Source organism: Capnocytophaga endodontalis, assembly GCF_002209445.1.
GTDB classification, from domain to species: domain Bacteria; phylum Bacteroidota; class Bacteroidia; order Flavobacteriales; family Flavobacteriaceae; genus Capnocytophaga; species Capnocytophaga periodontitidis.
The window spans coordinates 1,692,102-1,716,714 of the sequence record NZ_CP022022.1; the positions used below are offsets into that span (position 1 = coordinate 1,692,102).

Below are 24,613 nucleotides of genomic sequence, written 5' to 3' on the forward strand. Positions count from 1 at the left end.
GCAAACGCCAATCCTCAATCCTTTAAACCCCTTAATGGAGGGTATGCAATGGATAAATATCGTATTACAAAAATGTAAAAGAAATCTTTTCTAAAGGTGTTTAACTAAAAGATTTTCTAAAAACTCAATTGTAAAAATCATTTATATTTGCTAATTATTGTTATTTAACAATGTATTAACAAGATTTAACTTTGTTATAAAACGCTGATAAACAAATATTTGTTTAAGAAAAATTCTTCTGTAATGCTAAGTATGTGTAAAACTATTGTTACTTTCATAAAAAAAATATACTTTTGTGAATCATTTTACGTTTTTTCAGAACAAAAGTACTCATTTCAATTATGAAAAAGTTTCTAATAGCAATTGTATTATTTGTGGTAGGTTTATCAGTATCAGCACAAGAATGTTTTGATGTCCAACTAACTCCTACCGCTGGGCAGTGTAAGTCGGATGCGAAGTTACGTGTGACAGCACAGCCTAAATCACCTATGCCTGCAGGTTGTACTTCTTCAGGTAACTACTCTGTTGAACTGACAAAACCTTCAGGAAGCCCAAGTCTACAAGCCCTTTCGGGTACTCCAGCCTCCTATGAGTTTGCCGATTTGCAACCAGGAGTTTATACGGTTACAGTCTATGATAACAACGCAGTAGGGGTAAAACCAATTGTAAGAACTGTTACCATTACTACTACCTATAAAACTATGAATATCACAGCTGAAGGTATAGCACCTACTTGTGCGGGAGTGATTGATGGACAAATACAGTTCAAAATTCCTTCTGGTGGTACAGGTCCTTTTGAAGTAACAGTTACTGATGAAAGTGGAAATATATTAATTCCTATGCAAACTTTCAATCGTCCTTCACCTGCTACGAAATTTATTACCATACAAGGAGGCCCTGGTAAAGAATTGCGCACAGGTAATGTAGTATTAGTAGTGCACGACAAAACAAATATAAGTAATGTTTGTGGAGAAACACAATACGTCCCTGTAGAAATAAAAGAACCTGAGGATCCTTCTTGTTTTGAAATTCAAATGTATCAGACCCGTTTTTCTATGGGGGCTAATTGTAAGTTCAAACTCTATTTTATAATTAGAAAAAAAGATGGGGGGTATGTATTTGCTGAACCTTATCGAGCAGCAGCAAACAATTATTTTAAAGGAAAAGCAAAAGTAGAGATTCTCAATAGAGTTCAACCTGTTGCTACACCTCGTTTTGTAGATGAAAACTTCTATGTAGATGATTATATCTTCCAAAAAGGTGACCAAATACGCATAACCGTAAATGGAGGTAAAAATACAATAGTCCAAACTGTTGAATTAGATAATGGTATTGATATACCCCAATGTCCTTCTGACCCCCGCTATCAAATAGGATTGTATCACAATGATGCTTCTACTTATCAGTGTGGTACTGCTTCCTATACATTGTATATGTATTTTCAATATGCAGATCGTCAAGTTAAAGATGTAATCAATGGAGGTACAAGGAGAATACAAGTCAAATATAATAATGAACAAGTAAAGCCTACATTTATTGTAGAAAAAGAAACGTCTCCAGGGGTTTGGTCTACCATTACACCTGCTTGGCATACCTTTGCAGCTGATAACAATAGTGCCAGAGTAAATCTTCCCTCTTCTGGTAAATACCGTATCCGTTACCAACACCCTAATGGTTGCTCTGAACTCTGTAGAACAGTGGAATTAACGCCTCCTGCAAGCATTGACCCTGCTCAGGCTTTTAGAAATATAAGGTATGCCTATGGTGTTTATGAAAATACAGGGGCGTTCTATAGATATATTTACCGTCGTAACAAAGAAGTAATCTTTCCAATTACAGTGAAATTGACTCCTACCGATGGTCGTTCTGCAATTTCTTTCCAAACACGCTTGCCTTTTGAAACCGCTACTTATACTAAAACTGTAGTTTTCCCTTTGGTACAGACTTGGAATGATGAACATTATTATGGTTGGGGCGATTTGCCAGCAGGTACTTACTCCCTTTCTATCACCGATGCTTGCGGCAATATAGCTACCACAACTGTTCAAATCGCTTTACTGCGCAAAATTACTGATTCCATTAAAGTAGAAACAACTTGTAATAGCGGAAAAGTGACTTATGATTTAGGTGAAATGTATGGCTCAACTCCTAAAGTGTACTTGACTCGTGAAACTTTTCCTGGAAATTATGTAGATATCGATACAAAAACCCCAAAAGGATATAGTCAACAGCCTGTAGGAAGTTTTTCTAACTTATTTCCAGGTAATTACGCCTTGAAATATAGGAATTTATATTACCAAGCTACAGACAATAGCCCAGTCCATTGGCAGGTAGAGACTGCTTTACCCACTGCGGCGGGTAAATACCCTCATAGCCAAATCTATTACCATCCATTTACAGTAAAACCTCAACCTTCTTTAGATCCTGTGCTCTCGGCTTCTGCTTGTAGTGCTTCAAGCGGTTCTGGTATCATTTCTGTAGATCTAACAGGACAGCAAATTTCTTATCCACTTACCTTTACACTATTTAAAAAACCTAATCTCACCACTCCAGTGAGAACGATCACTTTCCAAGCTACTGATCCTAACAACACTTATGCTGTCTTTAATAATTTGGACGATGGTAGTTATATGGTGCGTACTACTCACGCCTGTCAGTCAGTGCAAAACGATATTGAGGTGAAAATCAATACTGCTTTTACTCCTAATGTGGTGATAACAGCTGCAGCCAATTGTCGCGGAGATCAAGCTAAATTATACTTTAGTCTATCTGATTTCTTATTCGATATTCGTTGGTATCAACTCAATGCAGCAGGACAACGTACTACCAGCACTCCTCTTGGTACACAGCGTACTTTTTCTCGTGCTATCTCCGAAACTACTACTTTTGAGGTAGAGTACCAACTCAAAAGTAATATAGGCTGTGGTGGTTCTACTACCCCTATGACCAAAACCGTAACAGTTTCTCTGCCTAAGGATACAACACCCCCAGTAATTTCAGGCTGCCCTTCTGATATTACGGTAATAGCCGATGCTGGCAAATGTAGTAAAAAAGTATCGTGGATTGAACCTACTGCTACCGATACTTGTTTTGATACAACTCGCACTACACGTTCTCATACTCCTAATACCGAATTTGGTATAGGTACACATACCGTAGTGTATACTTTCTCTGATATTTATGGTAATACCAGCACTTGTACTTTCAAAGTAATTGTAAAATCGCGTGCTTTGGAAATGACTGTAAATGCTCGCTATACCAATAACGCAGGGGTAGCAGTAACACAACTCAATCCTAATGATGAGTTTATATACGAAATTTCTTATCAAAATACAGGTCAGAATGCTATTAGTACAGCTTCTCTCACCGTGAAATTGCCCGCAAATGCAAGAGTAATCACCAATGGTAATCCTATTCTAACAGGAGCTACCCAAGGAGGAATTGCTCCAGGACAAAGCTATGACCCTATCACTAAAACCTACCTATTTAATATACCTGGTACTACTATTCCTTTGGGTGGAGCTACTAAGGTAATCAAAATCCCAATGAAACATATAGGAGGATGTGCCGAAGCGTCTAAACCTTGTGGCAATTACTTCACTATGAGCTACCAAATGAATTATGGTAGTATAACTCCTGGTTGTAATATAGCACCTCAAGCTAAAGAAGGAACTCACTCTATGACTATTAATACAGCAGGTTGTTCTCGCCAAGAAGTGTTCTGTGTAGGTAGTACACTCAACCTCACTGCAGAACAAGGTTTTGATACCTATAAATGGTTTGTTAATGGCACGCTCCAACCTACTTATACTACCTATCAATATACAGGTGCAGGAACTGCTGGCACTTACAGAGTAGAAAAAACTAAAATCTGCGATGGCGTACAAATCACAAGTGAAGAGGTAATCAACTTCCAAACAGCAACTACGGCTACCGATCCTATTCGATCTCAAGCAAACAATGTTGGAGTAACCTGTGCCGATAATAATACTTGGACAAGCCACTTTTATTTGTGTGATGGCAAAAGCAAAGCTATTAGTGTGAACTATGTGAACACTACTTTCCAATGGCAACAATGGAATGGCTCTTGTACCGAATCCTCTTCTGATTGTAGAAATTCAGACGACCAATGTTGGACACCTTTGCACTCCAATAGTATTTTCCAACTCAATACCTCAGGTAAATACCGCTTAAAAGTACAAAGTGGTAGCTGTGCTAATTTCTTCTATTTCGAAGCCTTTACAGCTGGCTTAGGAGGTACTGTAACTGATGTAATTCATCAAACTGATTTTACACAAGGTTCCGTGAAAATATCAATGAATACTAATGGAATCAATTATAATATACAGATATTTGATGCAAGTGATACAAGAGTCAAAAATATCACTACTTCTAATAGTGAAACTCTTGTAGATGGACTTTCACAAGGTACTTATACCGTAAAAGTAACCTCTCCTCAAGTAGTAGGTTGTGAACTCAACGACTCTTTTGAGATTAAAAAACTCAATAAGATGACAATGACGGCTACTTTCAAAGGTTTCAAACAGTGTAATACAGCAACCTTTGAGCTTAAAGCCGAAGGGGGCGAAGCACCTTATCATTTCTTCTTATGGTCGATAGATGGCGTACAACAGCATGCTAATGAGTCTGCAGCTTTGAATTCCACCCCTATTGCTACTCAAAGCGTGAGTGAAAGTTCTAAAACCATAGATGTGCCTAATATCACTCAAGTAGGGGAATATGTATTCTTAGTAGGTGATGCACGTAACGGAGCATTTGCTCTTTCTAATAAGGTGACAGTTACACCTCCTAATCCACATAACTTTACTGTATCGGCAACTACCGAAATTGCTTGTGCAACCCAATCTAATACCGGAATCATCAATACTATATTTGGTGTTCCTAATCAAAAACGCAAAGTAACCCTTTATACACTCGATGCTAATGGTAACCGCTTGCCTAATCCACGTACTAGTGTAGGTGGCCTGTTCACTGGCCTAACTGCCGGTACTTACGAAATATTCATCGAAGCAAAAGTAGGAGTTACTACTTGTACTTATAGCAAAAAACCTATAGTAATTCTTCCTACTCAAAAACCATTACAAGGCTTTGCAACCATAGTAGCCGATAAGTCTTGTGATACAAACAACCCTAAACAGTACAAAGTAGCTGTAGCTAATATTTCAGGCGGAACGACTCCTTATCGTTATAGTTTTGATGGAGGAGCTACTTTTGGTTCAACTGCTATAGGTTATATGGGAGCTTCAGGAAATATATTTGTTGAAGATAGCAAAGGATGTCGTATCTCATTGCCTATCAAGGTGGCTCCTGATGTAATTCCTTCAGTAGGAATAAGCTCTATTACCTATCGTTGTGATAGTGGCAATGGGGTTGTAACCCTCACTGTTTCAGCTACTGCTTCACAAACTTACGAATATAGCATTGATGGTGAAACTCCTCAATCGATGAGTGGAACCACCGTAGTGCGTGAGCTTACACCTGGGGTACACTCACTCACAATATACTACAAAACTGTAGTGACCGATACTACTACCAATGTGCTCTTTAGAGAAGATTTTGGAACAGGAAACAATGGTTGTCTCTCTGATGCTACCACAGCGTTCACTTGTGCAGCTACGGGAACCCTTTCCGATGGTAACTATATCCTCACTAAAGCAGTAACCCTCCAATCTGGTTGGGTAACAACTCCTCCTACCGATGCTTCAGGCGGTCGCTATATGGCGATAGCAGGTAGCGGAGGCAATGAAAAGGTATACGAAAAACGTTTGAACGGAATAGAACCTAACAAACCACTTTCTGTGAGTTTAGATGCAATGAGCTTGATTCCTACAGCAGGAATTGCACCTCGCTTTAATATAGAAGTTCGTAAAAGTGATGGTTCGCTACTCCTTAGCAGATATGCAGGTACGGCTACTAATGGAGTAGGGTGGACAAGCCTAAAAGCAGATTTCTTAGCTACCGAAATAACTGGATTTAGCGATAATCAACTTATTATAAGAATCGTAAATATAGCAGTTAATACCTATAACAATTTAGGCAACGACTATGTAATCGATAATATAACAGTATTCCAACAACCTAAAATCTGTGACAATAGTATCACTCAGCTCATCAATATAGAAGCTAATAAGCAAATGCGTGTTGAAAAATACGGAGCCGAGAAAAATGTAAGTTGTTATGGTAACCACGATGGTGCTGTAGCTATAAGGGTCGTAAATCCTGTTTCTAATCAAGTGAAATACACTACCGATCCTTATCAAACTACTTGGACAACCACTACACTCAACGCCCAAGGAGTCTTTACAATAACGGGGCTCTCAGCTACTCAAAACGGAGTACTTACCGTACAAGATGCTACTCAAAATACTTGTGTGGTATCTCTTGCTGGTGGTTATAAAATAGGTGAACCTGGAGTGATTACACCTACTGTAATAGTAACCGATAAAGCTACTTGTTTCAATAATCAAAAAGCAAAAGTGAAAGTTTCGGCTACAGGGGGTACTCCTAACTATCGTTTCCAAGTAGGACTCGTAACAGGTACCCTTAGTGCGATGTCAGCTCCTTCTATTAACCCGATAGAGTTCTCTAACCTATCACCTGGCACTTATAGTTTAGTAGTAACCGATAATAACAATTGTACTACTCAAACTACTTTCGAGATTGTAGCTCCTGATACTATTTCGGCTATTGCCGAACCGGCTTCATATTGCTATCAATTTAGTGATGCCAAATATGTAGTAATTAATATCTTGAGTGGTAATGGTAACTACAAAGTACAAAAACAAGGTAGTACAAGCATTTATGCGTTCTCTTCAGGTAGCTTCACTTACCCTGAAGAAGTAGCTTCAGGTACTCACACCTTTATGATTACCGATGGTTATGGTTGTACAACAAGTGTAACTACTAAAGTGTTTGAGGCACTTAGCTTGCAAGTATCGCCTACCTATCAACAGTATGCAAATTGTAAAGGTAATTTAGTAACCTATACGCTTACAGCAAAAGGTGGAGACCCAGCCGCTATCAAAGAATTTAGAGTGAGCACCGATAGTGGAGCTACTTATAGTACGATAGGTTCGGCAACAAGCCAAGTCGAATATGGTGCCAATGCTACTACTCATACCGATTTCAAATTCCAAGTGCGTTACTATCCTGATGGTAGCGAGTGTAAAGCTGAACAGTATATAACCTTGCGTAGTGATCCTCCGCGTTTGCTTGTAGGTACACTCACCGTTACAGCAGCTACTTGTGGTCGTGCTAATGGAGCTTTATTGCTCTCCCCGTCCGATTATCACGTTGGAACCTCTTCACACACAGTACAAGTGTTAGATGCTTCTAATGCAGTACAAACAATGACGGCTTTAGCTCCAGGAGTTTATACCTTAAAAATCACTGACGATAGAGGTTGTGAGTTTACACAAAACTTTACTGTAAATGGAGTGCCTCAACTTACCGCTACAGTCACAGTTACTAAACAAATTAGCTGTAACTCCCCTACTGCCGATTTAGCAGTAAAATTGATTACAGGAGGTAAAGCTCCTTATACAGTTAAGGTAGAAAATACAACTCATAACACTACGCAAAGTGCTACTCACAATAGTCAGGCCGCTAATACTACACTGCCATTTACAGGATTGAACTATGGTAATTACAATATTACTATTGTCGATGCTAATGGTTGTGAAACTCACTTGCAAACGGTAGTGAATGCAAATACAACCTCTATTACGGTACGTTATGATACACCTACAACTTGTAGTACTACCCATAATGCTTATGTAAAAGCAGCAAGTACAGCCTCATTCACTACTACTGCTAATGCTTACTTTGCTGTATATCGCACAGGTATCCAAAATCCAATAGCTCCTTGGATAACACCTAAGGTTGTTCCTAATAGTACAGGAGGTAGTGATACTTGGTACAAAGGTAATCCGGTAACAGGAGGTGTGGAAGCTAATATACCTAACCTTACTTCAGGGGTACGTTATACCTTTGTAGTATACAATGCCGATACAGGTTGCCGTTATACACATGAGGCTACTATACCAGTGCCTACACTTTCTGCCTTAGCGGTAACTTTATCTCAAACGCCTACAACCTCTTGTGCTGAAGGTAATGATGGTAAAGTAAATTACACCCTTAGCGGTTGGCAAGCAGGTAGCACTATTAGCTGGAAAATATTCAATAATAGTACCCATCAGCAAGTAGATACAGGTACGGCGGCAGCAGTAACTACGCCACAAACAGCCGGAAGTGCTTTAGCAGCAGGTCATTACTATATTGTATTTACCGAAAGCCCAAGCAATTGTACGCAAGTACTTCACTTCGAAGTAAAAAAATCTCATTTGCAAATGCAGATATCTGCAACAGCTACCCAAAAAGCTTCTTGTAATACTCAGGGTGAAGCTTGGTTGAATATCACAGGAGGTACAGCTACTTATACTTATGGATATGTAGCTTCAGGAACAGCCTACACATCATCTGTAATGACTCGTACGCTTCAAGCCTCAGATTATATCAAATTGCCTGCAGGTAATTGGGATGTATATGTACTTGATGCTTATGGTTGCTTGCAATCTACTACAGTTACTATTGATATTTTTGATACACCTAACATTGTAACTGTAACTACTTTGGCTTGCCAAGCATATAACAACCTTAATGGTAAAGTCCCAGTGAAAGTAACTCTTGATAAGATAGGTCAAGGAGCTCATTACTATAGCTTAGATGGCAGTGCTGAAAAAGTGATTGCTTGGACAATAGCGAACCAAGCGTTTGAGGTAGAAGTAGATCCTATAATAACACACACCATTACTGTAAAAGATGTAAATGGCTGTGTGACTACAGCTACTTTCAGTACTACAGCTATTATTACTGCTTCAGCTACACTCAGCAAACTTAAAACTTGTGCATCACCTACTGCAGCAATCAGTGTAACAGTAGCTGGAGGAACAGGTACTTATAGTTATACTTTAGAACATATAGATAATGGTAGCTCTGCTGGACAAATCATTGCTCAAAACCAAGCTTTGTCAGCAGGAACTACTACCATTACAATTCCAGCACCTGCCGATGAAGGTACTTACCGCATCACTATTTACGATGCCGAAACAATAAATTGTCCTATAGTAAAAGAAGTAATTCTTCCTGTTCCTATATGGCCTAATATCGATGATTTAGTGGTACAACCTTACCACGAAAAATGTAATTTAGGACTCACTGCTACGGGTACGGGGGTTATAGAAGTAGCAATGCCTACCGATAGTGATAGTTATACATTCCGTATCCTAAGCGCTACCGATCGTACTACAGGCTTAGCTGTTCCATTTACGCCTACACCAAGCAGTGCAGGAACACACAACGCTACCTTTACTCAGTTGCACGGAACACCTATAGGAGTATTGTATGTATTACAACTTACAGTAAACTCAACAGGTTGTACAGCTAATTTTACAGCTGAAATCACCTCTCCAGAACCATTAGAGTTACAAACGGGAGTGATTAGTGCCACACAATATGTTTGTGAGGGCAATAAAGGCTTATCAACTCCAAAAGTAAGTGTTGATACGAGCAAGATACGTGGAGGAATACCACCTTATACCATTGAGTTTTTTGATAATGGAGGAAATAGTTTAGGAAATGGTACAGAGTACACACTTTCGAACTTGAATGGAGGTACTTTCTACGCTATGATAAAAGACGCTTCAGGTACTTGTGCTACGAGCACCACAAGCGTAACAGTAGAACCAGCCTTCGAGTTGCAAACACTCAGTATCACCACAACAACATCAGCTACTTGCGCTGTAGACGAGGTGATCAACATCAGTGTAACCGCTACGCCTACTTATATAGCAGGTACACCATTGCGCTATGAGATAAAAGGAAGTGACAATGCCTTTACCACTATCACCACCACTACAGCAACCAACTTGAGTTTGACCCTTACAGGTTCACAAAACTTATCAGGTTCAAATTATAAGGTAGAGGTATTCAACGAAAAAACAGGTTGTAGCATCACAGGAGTACATACAGTGAAAGATGCTAATACCTTCGAGATAACCTCAAGTAACCCAGTGAGAGCCATTTGTCATAATGGAAATGGTAGTATAATGCTTACCTTTGTAGATAAAGATCTCTCTAACGGTGACCAATCTACAACAGGCTTTACCTATACAGTTACAGCAGTAAGTGGAGGAGCGACCATTTCAGGAAGCATACCAGTTGGAGGTAATACTAGAACACTTACTTTAGTAGGAGGATCTTATGATATCGAAGCGATTTCTAATGCTACAGGTTGTAAAGTAGCGAAACATCGTTTTGTAATACCATCAAATCCAGCCGAGATAAAAGTAACAAATGTATCTCAAAAAGTATCGGTAGATTGTGGTAATCATAATGGTGTAGTAGCACTTACAGTTATAGGAGGAGAACAAACCTATACAGTAACCCTTGCTCCATTAGGAGGAGGAACGCCCAAAGTACAACCTAATGTACCAGAAGGTTATCCAGGTATTGAAATAGCAGGTTTAGACGCGGGTACTTATAATATTACAGTAGAAGATGCCTTAGGCTGTACAACAGCAACAGGCACCCTAAGTGTAACATTAGCACCTTATAGTGCTATCAATACCGCAAGTATTACAGTAGCCACAACTTCAATTACTTGTATAGATGCTAAAGATGGAACACTCAAAGTATCAGGAGTAACAGGAGGAGTACGTCCTTACCATTTTATATTGTTCAAAGGCTCAACAAAATCAGATGAAATATCAGGAGTTAATGGAGATGAAGTTACTTTTAGTAACATAGAACCAGGTACTTATCACATAGATATTTTAGATGCTCAAAACTGTTCAGTAACCCTTGCAGGAAGCTATTCATTTGTAAATCCAACAGCTATAACAGCCGATATCAACGCTCTGAACTCTAAATTTGTAACTTGTAAAGGCACAAGAGACGGCAAGGTAGAGATAGTGAATATCACAGGCGGGACAGGAACATATACAATTAGTATAGCCAGAGCCGATACTAAACAAAACGTAAAAACACATCGAGATGTAACAAGTTCAACCGATCTGTTTGATGAATTAGGAGTTTTAGAAGGCACTTACTATGAGGTAGTAATAAAGGATAGTAACGATTGTACGATGACTAAGACCTTGTCATTCACGGTAGAAGAATTACCAGATGTTACAATCAAGGAACTCAAATACTATGGTACTTGTCAAGCAAGTTCTAATAGTTACGTAGATTATTTAGAGGTACATTTCAACAATCCATCGCCCGACTATAGTAAGATAACCTATAGTTTGAATGGAGCTCCAGCAGCTACTTTCACACGAACCACAGGCAATGTAGCTTATATTGATAATTTCAATAGAAGTTCAGTTACCCAAACGGTTGAAGTAACCTATACTATAGTATCCTCTATTCCAGGAATGACGGGAAGTTGTAGTGCCTCCGAGACTATCACGATAGATCCTTACACACCACTTACAGTTACGAGAGTAACGACTAATACCACGCTCAACACCTTAGAGGTATTAGCACGAGGAGGTAGGACGAATAACTTTAGAGGTTATACATACTACTTTAATGAGGTGAGTAAAGGAGATAATCCGGTGTACAAAATCAACCACGACGATCCTGATAAGTTAGTAAACGGACGTCGTTATAAAGTAGTGAATGTACGCGTGGAAGATGCAGAAGGTTGTACAGTAACAGCGACTTACGATTTAGAATACTTTGATATAGAAGTACCGAACTTCTTCACGCCCAATGGAGATGGAGAGAATGATGTATGGAAAGCGAAGTATTTAGACAACAATGTAAATGCCCGTATCTACATTTTCGATCGTTATGGTCGTCGTTTAGTGAAGTTAGAACCAGGAGAAGGCTGGGATGGTACGTATGAAAAACAAGCGATGCCATCAGGCGACTATTGGTATATCATCGAAATCAACGATCAATTGTACGACAAACGTGAGTTCTATGGTAACTTCACTCTATTTAGATAATAAAGCAAATTAACAAAATAATGAGAGAGCTATTCACCAGAGTAGCTCTCTTGTTATTATTTCGTAATTTGTATTTCGTAATTTGTATTTCGTAATTCGTAATTCGTAATTATTTTGTACCTTTGCCGCCAAAATGATTTTTTATTATGACGGAACACGAGCTGCTAAAAGCCCGTTGGGAGGAAATTGTGCAACGCCTCTCCGATACTTTTACAGAGGGTGAAACTCTGAATGTCGATGGTATCATCTATCTCATTGGAGTACAAGAACTCGGACAAATAGGTCGCCCTTACGCCAAAGATGAAAAAGTAGACCTAATGCACATCGCTATTTGTAAACTCCTTGAACCCTTTGGTTATTATAAATATGAATTTACTGACCCTGATGGTTGGCCTCATTATAGTTTAGTACAAGAGCTCCCCGCTCTCAAACCTGGAGAACAAACCATACTGATGAAAAAAGCCATTGTCCAATACTTTTTGGATAGAGACTTTTTTTCTAACGACTAATGACTAAACGCTAACAACTAAATGAAAAAAGTAGCATTCTATACTTTGGGTTGCAAACTCAACTTTGCCGAAACTTCTACTATTGCACGTAGCTTTGAAGAAGATGGTTATATTCGTGTTGATTTCGACGACCCTGCCGATATATATGTGATTAACACCTGTTCGGTTACCGAAAACGCCGACAAACAATTCAAACAAATTGTACGCAAAGCACTGAAAACAAACCCTAAGGCATTCTTGGCGGCAGTGGGTTGTTATGCTCAATTAAAACCAGAAGAACTCGCTTCAGTAGATGGGGTTGATTTGGTATTAGGTGCCAAAGAAAAGTTCAATATCACTCAATATATTGATGACCTCACCAAAAACAACGAGGGCATCGTGCACTCCTGCGAAATTTCCGAAACCGACTTCTACGTCGGAAGTTATTCTATTGGTGACCGTACACGTGCTTTTTTGAAGGTGCAGGACGGTTGCGATTATAAGTGCACTTATTGCACTATCCCAATGGCACGTGGTATTTCGCGAAGTGATACCATCGAAAATATATTGAACAACGCTAAAAAAATATCCGACAAAGGTATCAAAGAAATTGTGCTTACGGGTGTGAATATAGGCGATTACGGCAAAGGAGAATTTGGTAATAAAAAACACGAACATACCTTTTTAGAATTAGTGCAGGCTCTTGATAAGGTCGAAGGTATCGAACGCCTGCGCATTTCCTCTATTGAACCCAATCTTATCAAAGACGAAACTATCGACTTCATAGCACAGTCTAAAAGTTTTGTGCCTCACTTTCATATCCCATTACAGAGTGGAAGTAACGAAATCCTTAAAAAGATGAAACGCCGCTATTTGCGTGAACTCTATGTAAGTAGAGTCGCCAAAATACGTGAAGTGATGCCTGATGCTTGCATCGGGGTAGATGTGATTGTAGGTTTCCCTGGCGAAACAGATGAACATTTCTTAGAAACTTATCATTTTCTAAACGAATTAGATATTTCTTACTTACACGTATTTACTTATTCCGAGCGTGACAATACCGAAGCAGTACTTATGGATGGTGTAGTCCCCGATGCAGTACGTGCTAAACGCAGCAAAATGTTACGCGGATTGTCAGCTAAGAAACGTAATGCTTTTTATGAGAGCCAGTTAGGTAAAGAAAAAACAGTCCTTTTCGAGAGCGACAACAAGCAGGGATATATTCACGGGTTTACCGAGAATTATGTAAAAGTAAAAGCTCCTTGGGATCCTGCTTTAGTGAATACCCTCCACAAAGTAAAACTTACCAAAATAGATGTAGACGGAATGGTGCGCTTTGAGTTTGTATAAGTAGAACAAAGAAATTTAAAAATAATAAAACAACAATGGTACACTATAAAACAGAATTAATGTTAGAATTCCCTGGTTTTGTACTCTTCGATCCAGTAGTACTACAAGAATTTGTACTTGAAAAAGGAATAGAAGATGACGATTTACTGAAATACTTCATCAATAATCCTACTATAGGTGAGGAAAGTATCCAACGAGGAATATTACTACCTATCTATAATATAGAGCCTTTTGATTATGAAATACTCATAAACACAACTACCAAAAGTGAAATTCCTACCGAATGGGTAGTTTTTAAAAAAGAAGTCTCATTACCTCTACAAGTAAAAAGCGGAAGATTAGCTGTGGAAGATATCTTTATGATAATGAATTGGGATTATGAAAGTAATTATTCCGATTTTGCTACAGAAAAAAGTCTAAATCCTCAACCTAATGTAGAAGGAGGAGAACTAAATGGAGATACAGGAGATAGATTTGATATTCCAGCAGGTAATTACGGGGTAAAAGTATTAGGCTTTTTAGATGTAAATGAGCCTGATATTTTTGAGAGTAAGTGTGGCTATGAATTGTTTTTTGAAAAGATGGATACTTTGCCTATAATTCCTGAAAACATAAATGTAGATAAGTTGGATTATAAAGTAAAAGTAATATCTGAAAGATGAAAATCCTTTTAACAATTACCCTATCTCTACTGCTTTTTTCCTGCGACAACTCCGTTATAGGCTTCAAAAAATCTTGCAATGCCGAAACAGCAAAACAAACAGTTGCCGAATTAGCAGAAGTAAAAGCTAAAATAAAGCAATTAGAAACCCTTTCAGGGAACAATCCCACTTATTGGATGCAGGATAGTGTGCAAAGAGATAATAAAACCTATTATCGTTTGCAACTACTCAACAAATTGTCGTATACCGATGTACATCTCTATACTTTTGCAGTGCCAAAAGATGATTGTAAACAGGTGTTTTGGGAACAAAAAAAAGCTACGCTATTACCTTATGCCGAAATGAAAAAATTAACTGAGCAAACAAAAACTCAGCAAAAGCAATTCCCCGATTTTTTTAAGCAATTCACTACTGATATGGCTTTTAGGCAGCAGCACTTAGCTGAACCGCTCTTGCGCTTATTGAGGCAGAATGACGGCAGTGTACTTCTTACCGAAGAAGAACTCCTTACCGATGAGTTCAACGAATTACAAACATATAACTTTAGTTATTATCCTGATAGTGTGTTGTGTGAAAACACTGAAAAATCAATAACACTCGTCTTTATTCCTATAGGAAACACTTGGAAACTTACTCAAATTTGGCATTAAAATGGATGATTTGATTCAATTTTTATCACAAATCGACCAGATTTATCTCTGGGATTTAATCGGAACGACTGTTTTTGGTGTTTCGGGCGTATTGCTGGGCTTAGAACGCCGTATGGATATCTTTGGAATGCTCATCTTAGCCTTTGTAACAGGAGTAGGAGGGGGAACACTCCGCGATATTATGATAGGTAGTGTACCCGTATTTTGGATGAATAACCTCACTTATATATTGATGATTGTCATTAGTGTTGTGATTACCATTCTCTTCAAAAAGCAGTTTTCAGAACACTGGAGCAAATCACTGATGTTATTCGATACCATTGGGTTGGGGGTCTTTACAATTATAGGGATAGAAAAAGCCCTGCGTTTTGGTTTATCGCCTACCATCGCTATTATTCTGGGTACGATGACGGGTAGTTTTGGAGGAGTCATACGTGATATCTTAGCCAACAAATTGCCTGCCCTCTTTCATAAAGAAATTTATGCAACCGCTTGTATTGCAGGAGGTACAGTCTATTTTCTTATTGATGATTTCGTCAATCATAATTTAGTAGTGTTCATCACCATAATGGTAGTGATTTCTGTCCGATTGCTGTCGGTAAAATATCATTGGGAATTGCCAAAATTCTAATTCCTAATTCCTAATTTCTAAAAAAACACATAAAACCTTGTGTATATAAACATTTTGTACTACCTTTGCAATTTGAAATTTTAGATTAAATATTTTTAAAAATGAATATCAACAGAGAGCAAGTAGATGCTTTAAATGCGATCATTAAGATAGCAATTGAAAAAAACGACTACGCCGATAAAGTAGAAAAAGTACTAAACGATTACAGAAAAACCGCTTCTATCCCTGGATTTAGAAAAGGTCACGTACCTGCAGGTATGATTAAAAGACAGTACGGCAAAGCTGTAAAATTTGACGAGATCAACCGTGTGTTGCAAGACTCGTTGTACAAATATATAAACGACGAAAAACTCAATATCTTAGGAAATCCACTGCCTAAAGAAAAACAAGATATCAACTTAGATGCCGACGATTTTACTTTCGAGTTCGAAATTGGCTTAGCTCCTACTATCGAAGTGAATTTAAAACCTAAAAAAGCTATAGTTCGCTATGAAATAGAAGTAGCCGATGACCAAATCGATAAACAAGTAGAACGTATCCAAAAACAATTTGGTAAACTCGTTGCTAAAGGTGAAGTAATCAACGATGATAGCCTTGAAATTACAGGTACTTTCTTCAACGAAGAAAAATCTATCGACTCTCAAGCTACTTTCACTTTAGAAGAACTTAGTGATGCAGCACGCAAAGAGTTCATCGGTAAAAAAATAGGCGACCAATTCCAATTGCAAACTAAAGGTTTGTTCAAAGATGCTCACAGTCTAATGCACTACCTCAAAGTATCTCACGACGAGGCTCACCACTTAGAGGTGGAAGTTACTTTCACTTTGGAAGAGGTAAACGAACGTCAAGGTGCTGCTTTAGATCAAGAATTGTTCGACAAACTCTTCCCTGATGGAAGTGTAACTACTGAGCAACAATTGCGCGACAAAATAAAAGAAGGCGCTCAACATCAATACAACGAGCAAGCCGACCAGCATTTCCTCAACACAGTTACCGATTATTTAGTAGATAATACTAAATTTGACCTCCCTGAAACTTTCCTTAAAAAATGGTTACGTACAGCAGGTGAAAAAGAACTTACCGAGCAAGAAGCTGAAGAAGAGTACAGCCGTTCAGAAAAAGGTTTGCGCTACCAGCTTATAGAAGGTAAAGTATTGGATGAAAATAACTTACATCCTAAGTTCGAAGAGTTGAAAGATTTTGCACGTGATTATATCAAAGGTCAATTAGCGCAATATGGTATGCCTACTGATGACGATAGCTATGTAGATGGTATCGTTGATCGCGTATTGCAAAACCGTGAAGAAGTACAACGTATTCAGCAACAATTAGTATTCAAAAAACTCATCGACTTCTACAAAGAAAATGTTAAAACAGAAGTTAAAAAAGTAACTTTTGATGAGTTTGTAAAAGTAGCTTTCCCTGAATAGTAATTTTTGCAAAATACTATAAACCAGTCCAAAATTGCTAATGATAAATACTATTGTTGTATCTTATTTGGCAATTTTGGACTACATTTATTAAAAATGAAACAAACAATTCTCAACCGACTACAAGCCCTTGGCGATGATATTAGTAAACTAAAGATAACCATAGAAGAACTCATCAATATTTTAGAAAATCAATATTTTAGAAAAATATAGATAAATTATAACCTAATCACCACAACACTAAAAACTTAATGACTAACAACTAATAACTAAACAAATGAATTTAGCAGACGAATTTAAAAAATACGCAATTAAACAACACGGAGTAAACAGCCTTTACTACGATAAAATAGTAGGTAGTATGACTCCTTATATTATGGAAGAACGCCAGCTAAACGTAGCTCAAATGGACGTTTTTTCCCGCTTGATGATGGATAGAATCATCTTCCTTGGCACTGATGTGAACGATCAAGTAGCAAATATCGTTACCGCTCAATTGCTTTTCTTGGAAAGCGTGGATAGTGCCAAAGATATCCAAATCTATATCAACTCTCCCGGTGGTAGTGTATATGCAGGATTGGGTATGTACGACACTATGCAGTTCATCAAACCCGATGTAGCCACTATCTGTACAGGTATTGCTGCTTCAATGGCTGCTGTATTACTATGTGCAGGAGCTGAAGGTAAACGCTCAGCTTTGCCACACTCTCGTGTAATGATTCATCAACCCTCAGGAGGAGCACAAGGAGTAGCCAGTGATATGGAAATTAACCTCAAAGAAATGTTGAAACTCAAAAATGAACTCTACGAAATCATTGCCAAACACACTAAGCAACCTTTTGCTAAAGTGTATAAAGATTCTGAACGCGACTATTGGATGATAGCCCGTGAAGCTAAAGAATATGGTATGATCGACGAAGTATTAGAAAGAAAATAATGGCTAAAAAACAAGTAGAATATTGTTCGTTCTGCGGTCGTGCAGAATCTGAAACCGAAATGCTCATTCGCGGTATGGCTGGTAATATATGTAATTATTGCGTTGAACAAGCCAATATCATTATTGAAGAAGCATTTGGTAGTAAAGCTCAAAAAGGTAAGCCTGTAGTATCAGGTGATATGACCCTCAAAACACCTCAAGAAATCAAACAATTCCTCGACCAATATGTGATAGGTCAGGATTTTACTAAAAAAATCCTCTCTGTGGCGGTCTATAATCACTACAAACGCCTACAACAACCCGATGCAGACGATGAGGTCGAAATCCAAAAAAGCAACGTCATTATGGTTGGCGAAACAGGTACGGGTAAAACCTTGGTGGCCCGTACTATTGCCAAAATGCTCAACGTGCCCATTGCTATTGTTGATGCTACAGTACTTACTGAAGCAGGATATGTGGGCGAAGATGTCGAAAGTATCCTATCTCGCCTCTTACAAGCTGCCGATTACGATGTAGAGAAAGCCGAACGTGGTATCGTTTTCATAGATGAAATTGATAAAATTGCCCGCAAGAGCGATAATCCTTCTATCACTCGTGATGTATCGGGTGAAGGGGTGCAACAAGCATTGCTCAAACTCTTGGAAGGATCAGTGGTGAACGTGCCGCCTAAAGGCGGGCGCAAGCATCCCGACCAAAAATATATTGAGGTAAATACCGAACATATTTTGTTTATTGCTGGAGGTGCTTTTGATGGCATCGAACGCGTTATTTCTAAACGTCTCAATATGCAAACAGTAGGTTACAACTCGTCCAAAAATACACAAGTCGATAGGAAAAATTTGGTACAGTATATCATCCCCAAAGACTTAAAAGATTTTGGTTTAATCCCCGAAATTATAGGTCGTTTACCTGTGCTAACCTATATGAATCCATTGGATAAGCACGCTTTACGTATGATTCTCACCGAACCTAAGAACGCCATTATCAAGCAGTATAAAAAGCTCTTTGAAATGGATGGTATTAAATTTGATATAACTGAGGAAGCTCTCAATTTTATCGTCGAAAAAGCCTTAGAGTACAAACTCGGTGCACGTGGCTTACGTTCACTATGCGAGAATATTCTCACCGACGCAATGTTCGAACTCCCTAATTCAGGAGTTAAAGAATTGATAGTTACTGAAGAATATGCCGAAGAAAAACTCAATAAATCAACTTTGCAAATTGCTTCCTAACTCTTAACTCTTACCTAAATAACAATGGAAAAAACACAAATCATCCGCAATAGCCTACTAAAATCCGTTTCCTACGAAACCTATCGTAATCTAATAGATAAGTACGAAGCCGAAGGTAAATCAAGTGGGGAAGAACAGACCGAAGAGCGTGTGTACTACACAGCTCTTAACCAAAAACGCTACAAACGTTTGGATAAAACTATAGAGATACCCGAAGAAAAAGCACAATTCTTTATAAATTATCCTAAAAGTATTTGTTTGTTAGTGATTACTGAAAGTTGGTGTGCCGATGCAGCTCAAATTGTACCTGTGGTACATAAAATAGCTGAACTCAACCCTAAAATTACTATGAAACTCGTTTTTAGAGATGAAAATGAAGCTTTGATGAACCTTTTTCTTACCAATGGCGGTAAAGCAATTCCTATAGTAGTGTTTTTAGACTTAGAGGATAAGGTACTAGCACATTGGGGATCTCGCCCATCAGTCGCTACCAAAATGGTAGAAGAGGAAAAAGCTAAAAATGGCAAACTCTCTCCTGAGTTCAAAGAAAACCTACAAAGATGGTATAACCAAGATAAAGGTGCTACCATTGTAGATGATTTCAAAAAGATTTTAGAAACTATATAATAATAATTTTAATATGAAAAAACTTACGTTTGTTGCAATAGCAGCTTTTGCTTTCTTTTCAGCTACTGCCCAAGAAGAAACTTCTATGCGTACTACTACACGTACTACTACTCAAGTAGCTCCTGTAGAAGCAGTACAAGAAGAAAAAATCCCCACTACTCTGTCTGAACAATTTCAGTATATGGTAGATAGATCAAACTCTTATGAGAGATTCAAACTGATTGACAAAACTAAATTAGCTACCTTTCAACGCAGTATGAACGATAGTATCAACAGTGTGAAGTCTCGACTTGAAGCTGAAAAACAAACCGTAAAAACACACGAAAATACTATCAAAACCCTTAACGATAATATCACAGAGCTACAAACAGCACTTGATGAAACTAAAAACCAAAAAGATAGTATGAACTTCTTCGGAGCTTTGCTTTCTAAAGGGCTCTACAATACTATTATGTGGGGAATTGTGGTTGTTTTGACAGTATTGCTTGTTTTCTATATCTATAGATATGCTAACGGAAATGTAGTTACTAAAAAATCCATCAGTGACTTAGCCGAATTGCAAGAAGAGTACGAAAACTATCGCAAAGCAGCTATAGAACGCGAGCAAAAAGTGCGTCGCCAGTTGCAGGACGAAATAAATAAACACCGTTAAACCAATGCGTATTGATATTATATCGGTAGTCCCTGAACTGATGGAGAGCCCCTTTGCCTACTCCATTATGAAACGTGCTATTGATAAACAATTAGTGGAAGTGCATTTCCACAATCTACACGACTATGCTAATAATGCTTACCGTCAAGTAGATGATTATCAGTTTGGTGGAGGAGCAGGAATGGTGTTGATGATAGAACCTATCGATAAGTGTATTTCAGCCTTAAAAGCCGAAAGAGATTATGACGAGGTGATATTCCTCACCCCCGATGGCAAAACACTCCAACAAAAGATGGCTAATCAGCTCTCGTTAGCTGAAAATATTATAATCTTATGTGGGCACTTTAAAGGGGTAGACCAGCGTGTGCGCGACCATTTTATCACTAAAGAAATCTCCATAGGAGACTATGTGCTTTCAGGGGGAGAATTAGGGGCTGCTGTACTCTGCGATGCAATTATTCGTCTCATACCTGGTGTTCTCTCCGACGAAACTTCAGCTCTTACCGATTCGTTTCAGGACAATTTGTTGGCACCCCCTGTCTATACGCGTCCTGCAAACTATAAAGGTTGGGAAGTACCCGAAATCCTTACTAGCGGTAATACACCTAAAATAGAACAATGGCGGGAAGATATGGCTTATAAACACACTAAAGCCAAACGCCCTGATCTGTTAGAATAACAAAAGAATAACTTTAAAATAATCCTTATGAATAGAAACTTAGCTTACACTTATGGAGCTTCAGATGTATCTCTTTTAGGAGAAACAATCGACCAGAACCTCCGTCGAACAGTAGGAAAATTTCCTCACAAAGAGGCGCTTATCTCTGTACATCAAAACTATAGAGTTACTTACACCGAGTTTTATGAGCAAGTAACAGCAGTAGCCAAAGGGCTCATCGCTTTAGGCGTAAAACAAGGTGATAGAGTAGGTATTTGGTCTCCTAACTGCTATGAGTGGACACTCTTGCAGTATGCTACTGCCAAAATAGGCATGATAATGGTGAATATCAATCCTGCTTACCGTACCAGTGAACTGATTTATGTGATTAATCAATCCGGAATATCATTTATTTTTGCAGCTCCTGAATTTAAGAGTAGCAATTATAAAAAAATGATTGACGATGCTCGTGAATTTACTGAAACCCTTAGAAAAGAAGTCTATTGGGGAGATAGTTGGCAACGCTTCTTAGAGAATGGTAAAAAAGTTACAGACGAGAAATTACTTTCTTTTGAAGAAAAAGTACAGTTCGACGATCCCGTAAATATACAATATACTTCAGGTACTACGGGCAACCCTAAAGGTGTTACACTTTCCCATCACAACATCCTCAATAATGCCTATTTTATAGGCATCCGTATGAATTATACCGAGAAGGATAGGGTGTGTATTCCAGTGCCTTTTTACCATTGTTTTGGGATGGTTATCGGGAATCTTGCTTGTACAGTTCACGGAGCTACAATGGTAATTCCTAATGATAGTTTCGATGCTACCAAAACTCTCGAAGCGATAGAAAAAGAAAAGTGTACATCGCTCTATGGAGTGCCAACAATGTTCATTTCTGAACTTTATATATTAGACAAACATCCTTACGATTTGTCAAGTTTGCGTACAGGTGTAATGGCAGGAGCTTTGTGTCCTCCCGAGATTATGAAACGCGTGAAAGAGCAAATGAATATGCACGAAATCACGATATGCTATGGTATGACCGAAACCTCTCCTGTATCTACACAAACTAAAATAGGAGCGCCTTTCGAGAAACAAATTCACTCAGTGGGTACTATCCACGACCATTTGGAAATTAAGATTATCAACCCCGAAACTAAAGCTATTGTAAAACGAGGAGAAAATGGTGAACTCTGTACGCGTGGCTATTCGGTGATGTTGAAGTACTGGAATAGTCCGCAGGCTACACAACAGGTAATAGACGAACAACGCTGGATGCACTCTGGCGATTTGGCGATGATGGATGAAGATGGTTATATCCACATTTCAGGTCGTATCAAAGATTTGATCATTCGCGGTGGTGAGAACATTTCTCCTAAAGAAATAGAAGACTTCCTCTATACGTATGTAGGCGTAATGGACGCTCAAGTGATTGGGGTACCAAGCAAGAAATACGGTGAAGAGGTAATGGCTTGGATCAAGCCTAAAGAAGGAGTTACCCTCACCGAACAAGAACTTCACGATTTTTGTAAGGGTCGTATTGCCCACTATAAAGTGCCTCGTTATTGGAAATTTGTAGACGAATTTCCAATGACTATCTCGGGTAAAATACGCAAGGTGGAAATGCGTGAAATATCTGCAAGAGAACTTGGTTTAGACACCGAAGAAGAATTATAGATAAAAAGGATCAATAGTTTTTGTAACTAAACTATTTGCTATCAAGAGTTGGTTTTCTGGTAAAGCCAACTCTTTATTTTTGGTAATCAAATCATCAGTTTGAGCTATGAGAGCATAGAGATAATCGGTGATAGAATACACCCAGCAGCTGATTGGTATTTTGGCAATAGCGCGCAATTGGCGGAGAAATGCAATCATTTCAAAACTATTCGCAGGACTATCTACTAAAATGCGCAGTTTGTCGTTAAAAGGTAATTCTCTGATAAAATCTTGTTGAGTACTATTTTCTAAAAGAAGGGAAGCAGGAATATAAATGTATGTCTCTTCACGAGTAAGTACTTGAGGTAGTTCCTCTAAAGTACTAACTACCATTAGTTCATCGGTGATAATGCGCAAAGGGGGTACTTCTTTTAAATACCCCATTACGTGAAATCCGCGTTCATAAGGTGGTACGCCAGCTATGGCATTATGCGTTTCTGTCATAGTCTTCTTGTTTTAAGCGTTTTTCAAAAGGTTCCCACAAGCGTTTGAGCTCTAATACTTCAGATGATTTTTTTTTGCTAAAAGGATAGAAATCCCAATCTTTACGGCTGTATAAATCTATGGGAGGTAAGGACGTGCACTGTTCATTAAAAAGAGCCTGCTCTCGTTGTGATTTCTGTTTTATGTCCTTTATCAAGCTAAAGTTTTTTGTGATAGCAGAAAGTCCCCCTTTTTTTGTAATCTGCTCTAACATTACAAGGGCTTTTTTGTACATTTCATAACTGATACTTTCTATAGCATACATTCCATTAAGCAGAGTAGCGTTGCGTGTAGCTGTGATGTTCTGAATGGTTACTACATTCGCTTTTTCAGTGTTTAGGTTGTTATTTTTAAAGAAAAGAGGATTTTTAGGCAGTAGATAATCAGTACCTCCTAACACGGCAGCTTCATAAGCTAATTGTACATAGTTTTCATTGTACGATGATTTCAGTAGCGATAAACCTCTACTTGATACTTCAGCGATGAGGCAAAGGGGTGGGGTAGGGGCTTGCTCACTTAGTAACCGACGAAAAGCGCGCAATTTAGCTATTTCTAATAAAAAAGTGCCTCCCACTGCTACTTTTACATTGAGTACATCAGCAGTGTGAGGATTTTCTTTGATTTGGGCTACCCCAAAGGCAATTTGTTGCACCATTGAGGCACCTGCTTTTTGGTAAATTGTAGTATCAATAGCAAATGAGTTAGTAAATAAATACTGCAAGTTTGCAGGTAGCCATTCTTCTACATCTTTTTGAGTAAGTTTAGGATGTATATCCAACAAAAAGAAAGATACCGATTGGTCTTGCCAAAAAGCGATACGCTTGAGTGTTGCTTCTTTATCAGATATGAAAAGAGGGACAGCTACTTGCGTTTTAGTGTTGATAGCATAAGGACTTTTTACATTTTCAGCGGTGTAAAAAGGTAAAATAGGAATATCTTCTGCTGAAGTGAATATAAGTGACTCATAGTCTCTTCCCTCCAGCAGATATTGCAATTGTTGTTTCCATTGTTTTGCAACGATATCCATTTTTATTTACCTATTACTTGTTACTTGTT

General features: G+C 38.4%; 15 protein-coding genes. 13 read left to right on the plus strand and 2 right to left on the minus strand.

All coding sequences use genetic code 11. From position 1 onward, the window contains the following. Window positions 1-341: 341 nt before the first annotated feature. From CBG49_RS07565 to CBG49_RS07630, 13 genes are all read left to right on the plus strand, one after another. Window positions 342-12,035: a T9SS type B sorting domain-containing protein gene (locus CBG49_RS07565; protein WP_088594019.1), complete on the plus strand. Its 11,694-nt coding sequence runs from the start codon at window positions 342-344 to the stop codon at window positions 12,033-12,035. Window positions 12,036-12,181: 146 nt separating this feature from the next. Continuing rightward, window positions 12,182-12,544: a hypothetical protein gene (locus CBG49_RS07570; RefSeq protein WP_009414173.1), complete on the plus strand. Its 363-nt coding sequence runs from the start codon at window positions 12,182-12,184 to the stop codon at window positions 12,542-12,544. Between the two features lie 21 nt (window positions 12,545-12,565). Beyond that, window positions 12,566-13,873, plus strand: a complete 1,308-nt coding sequence (gene mtaB, locus CBG49_RS07575) for a tRNA (N(6)-L-threonylcarbamoyladenosine(37)-C(2))-methylthiotransferase MtaB (RefSeq protein ID WP_088594020.1) — start codon at window positions 12,566-12,568, stop codon at window positions 13,871-13,873. A gap of 35 nt (window positions 13,874-13,908) precedes the next feature. Then, window positions 13,909-14,535, plus strand: coding sequence for a hypothetical protein (locus CBG49_RS07580; RefSeq protein ID WP_088594021.1), 627 nt, complete (start codon window positions 13,909-13,911; stop codon window positions 14,533-14,535). After that, window positions 14,532-15,185 carry a hypothetical protein gene (locus CBG49_RS07585; RefSeq protein WP_088594022.1) on the plus strand — a complete coding sequence of 218 codons (654 nt, stop codon included), beginning with the start codon at window positions 14,532-14,534 and terminating at the stop codon, window positions 15,183-15,185. Before CBG49_RS07580 ends, CBG49_RS07585 begins: the two co-directional genes overlap by 4 nt. Before the next feature lies 1 nt (window position 15,186). Beyond that, window positions 15,187-15,816, plus strand: coding sequence for a trimeric intracellular cation channel family protein (locus CBG49_RS07590; protein WP_088594023.1), 630 nt, complete (start codon window positions 15,187-15,189; stop codon window positions 15,814-15,816). Between the two features lie 101 nt (window positions 15,817-15,917). After that, window positions 15,918-17,246: a trigger factor gene (gene tig / locus CBG49_RS07595; RefSeq protein WP_088594024.1), complete on the plus strand. Its 1,329-nt coding sequence runs from the start codon at window positions 15,918-15,920 to the stop codon at window positions 17,244-17,246. Window positions 17,247-17,523: 277 nt separating this feature from the next. After that, window positions 17,524-18,183: an ATP-dependent Clp endopeptidase proteolytic subunit ClpP gene (gene clpP, locus CBG49_RS07605; protein WP_009414179.1), complete on the plus strand. Its 660-nt coding sequence runs from the start codon at window positions 17,524-17,526 to the stop codon at window positions 18,181-18,183. Continuing rightward, window positions 18,183-19,415: an ATP-dependent Clp protease ATP-binding subunit ClpX gene (clpX, locus tag CBG49_RS07610; protein WP_088594026.1), complete on the plus strand. Its 1,233-nt coding sequence runs from the start codon at window positions 18,183-18,185 to the stop codon at window positions 19,413-19,415. Before clpP ends, clpX begins: the two co-directional genes overlap by 1 nt. Window positions 19,416-19,439: 24 nt before the next feature. Further along, window positions 19,440-20,042, plus strand: coding sequence for a thioredoxin family protein (locus CBG49_RS07615; RefSeq protein ID WP_009414181.1), 603 nt, complete (start codon window positions 19,440-19,442; stop codon window positions 20,040-20,042). Window positions 20,043-20,055: 13 nt separating this feature from the next. Further along, complete coding sequence (locus CBG49_RS07620) at window positions 20,056-20,694, plus strand: hypothetical protein (protein ID WP_009414182.1); 639 nt, start codon at window positions 20,056-20,058, stop codon at window positions 20,692-20,694. A gap of 4 nt (window positions 20,695-20,698) precedes the next feature. After that, window positions 20,699-21,373 carry a tRNA (guanosine(37)-N1)-methyltransferase TrmD gene (gene trmD, locus CBG49_RS07625; protein WP_088594027.1) on the plus strand — a complete coding sequence of 225 codons (675 nt, stop codon included), beginning with the start codon at window positions 20,699-20,701 and terminating at the stop codon, window positions 21,371-21,373. Between the two features lie 27 nt (window positions 21,374-21,400). Beyond that, window positions 21,401-23,035 (plus strand): AMP-binding protein, encoded by a 1,635-nt coding sequence (locus CBG49_RS07630; protein WP_088594028.1) that lies wholly within the window; start codon window positions 21,401-21,403, stop codon window positions 23,033-23,035. Here the strand turns inward: CBG49_RS07630 and CBG49_RS07635 are convergent. Together CBG49_RS07635 and CBG49_RS07640 are read right to left on the minus strand one after the other, a co-directional pair. After that, window positions 23,030-23,518, minus strand: a complete 489-nt coding sequence (locus CBG49_RS07635) for a hypothetical protein (RefSeq protein ID WP_088594029.1) — start codon at window positions 23,516-23,518, stop codon at window positions 23,030-23,032. The two genes, CBG49_RS07630 and CBG49_RS07635, sit on opposite strands and share 6 nt — an antisense overlap. Next, window positions 23,502-24,584 carry a methylmalonyl-CoA mutase family protein gene (locus tag CBG49_RS07640; RefSeq protein WP_088594030.1) on the minus strand — a complete coding sequence of 361 codons (1,083 nt, stop codon included), beginning with the start codon at window positions 24,582-24,584 and terminating at the stop codon, window positions 23,502-23,504. The genes CBG49_RS07635 and CBG49_RS07640 overlap by 17 nt, the downstream gene beginning before the upstream one ends. Window positions 24,585-24,613: the final 29 nt, after the last annotated feature.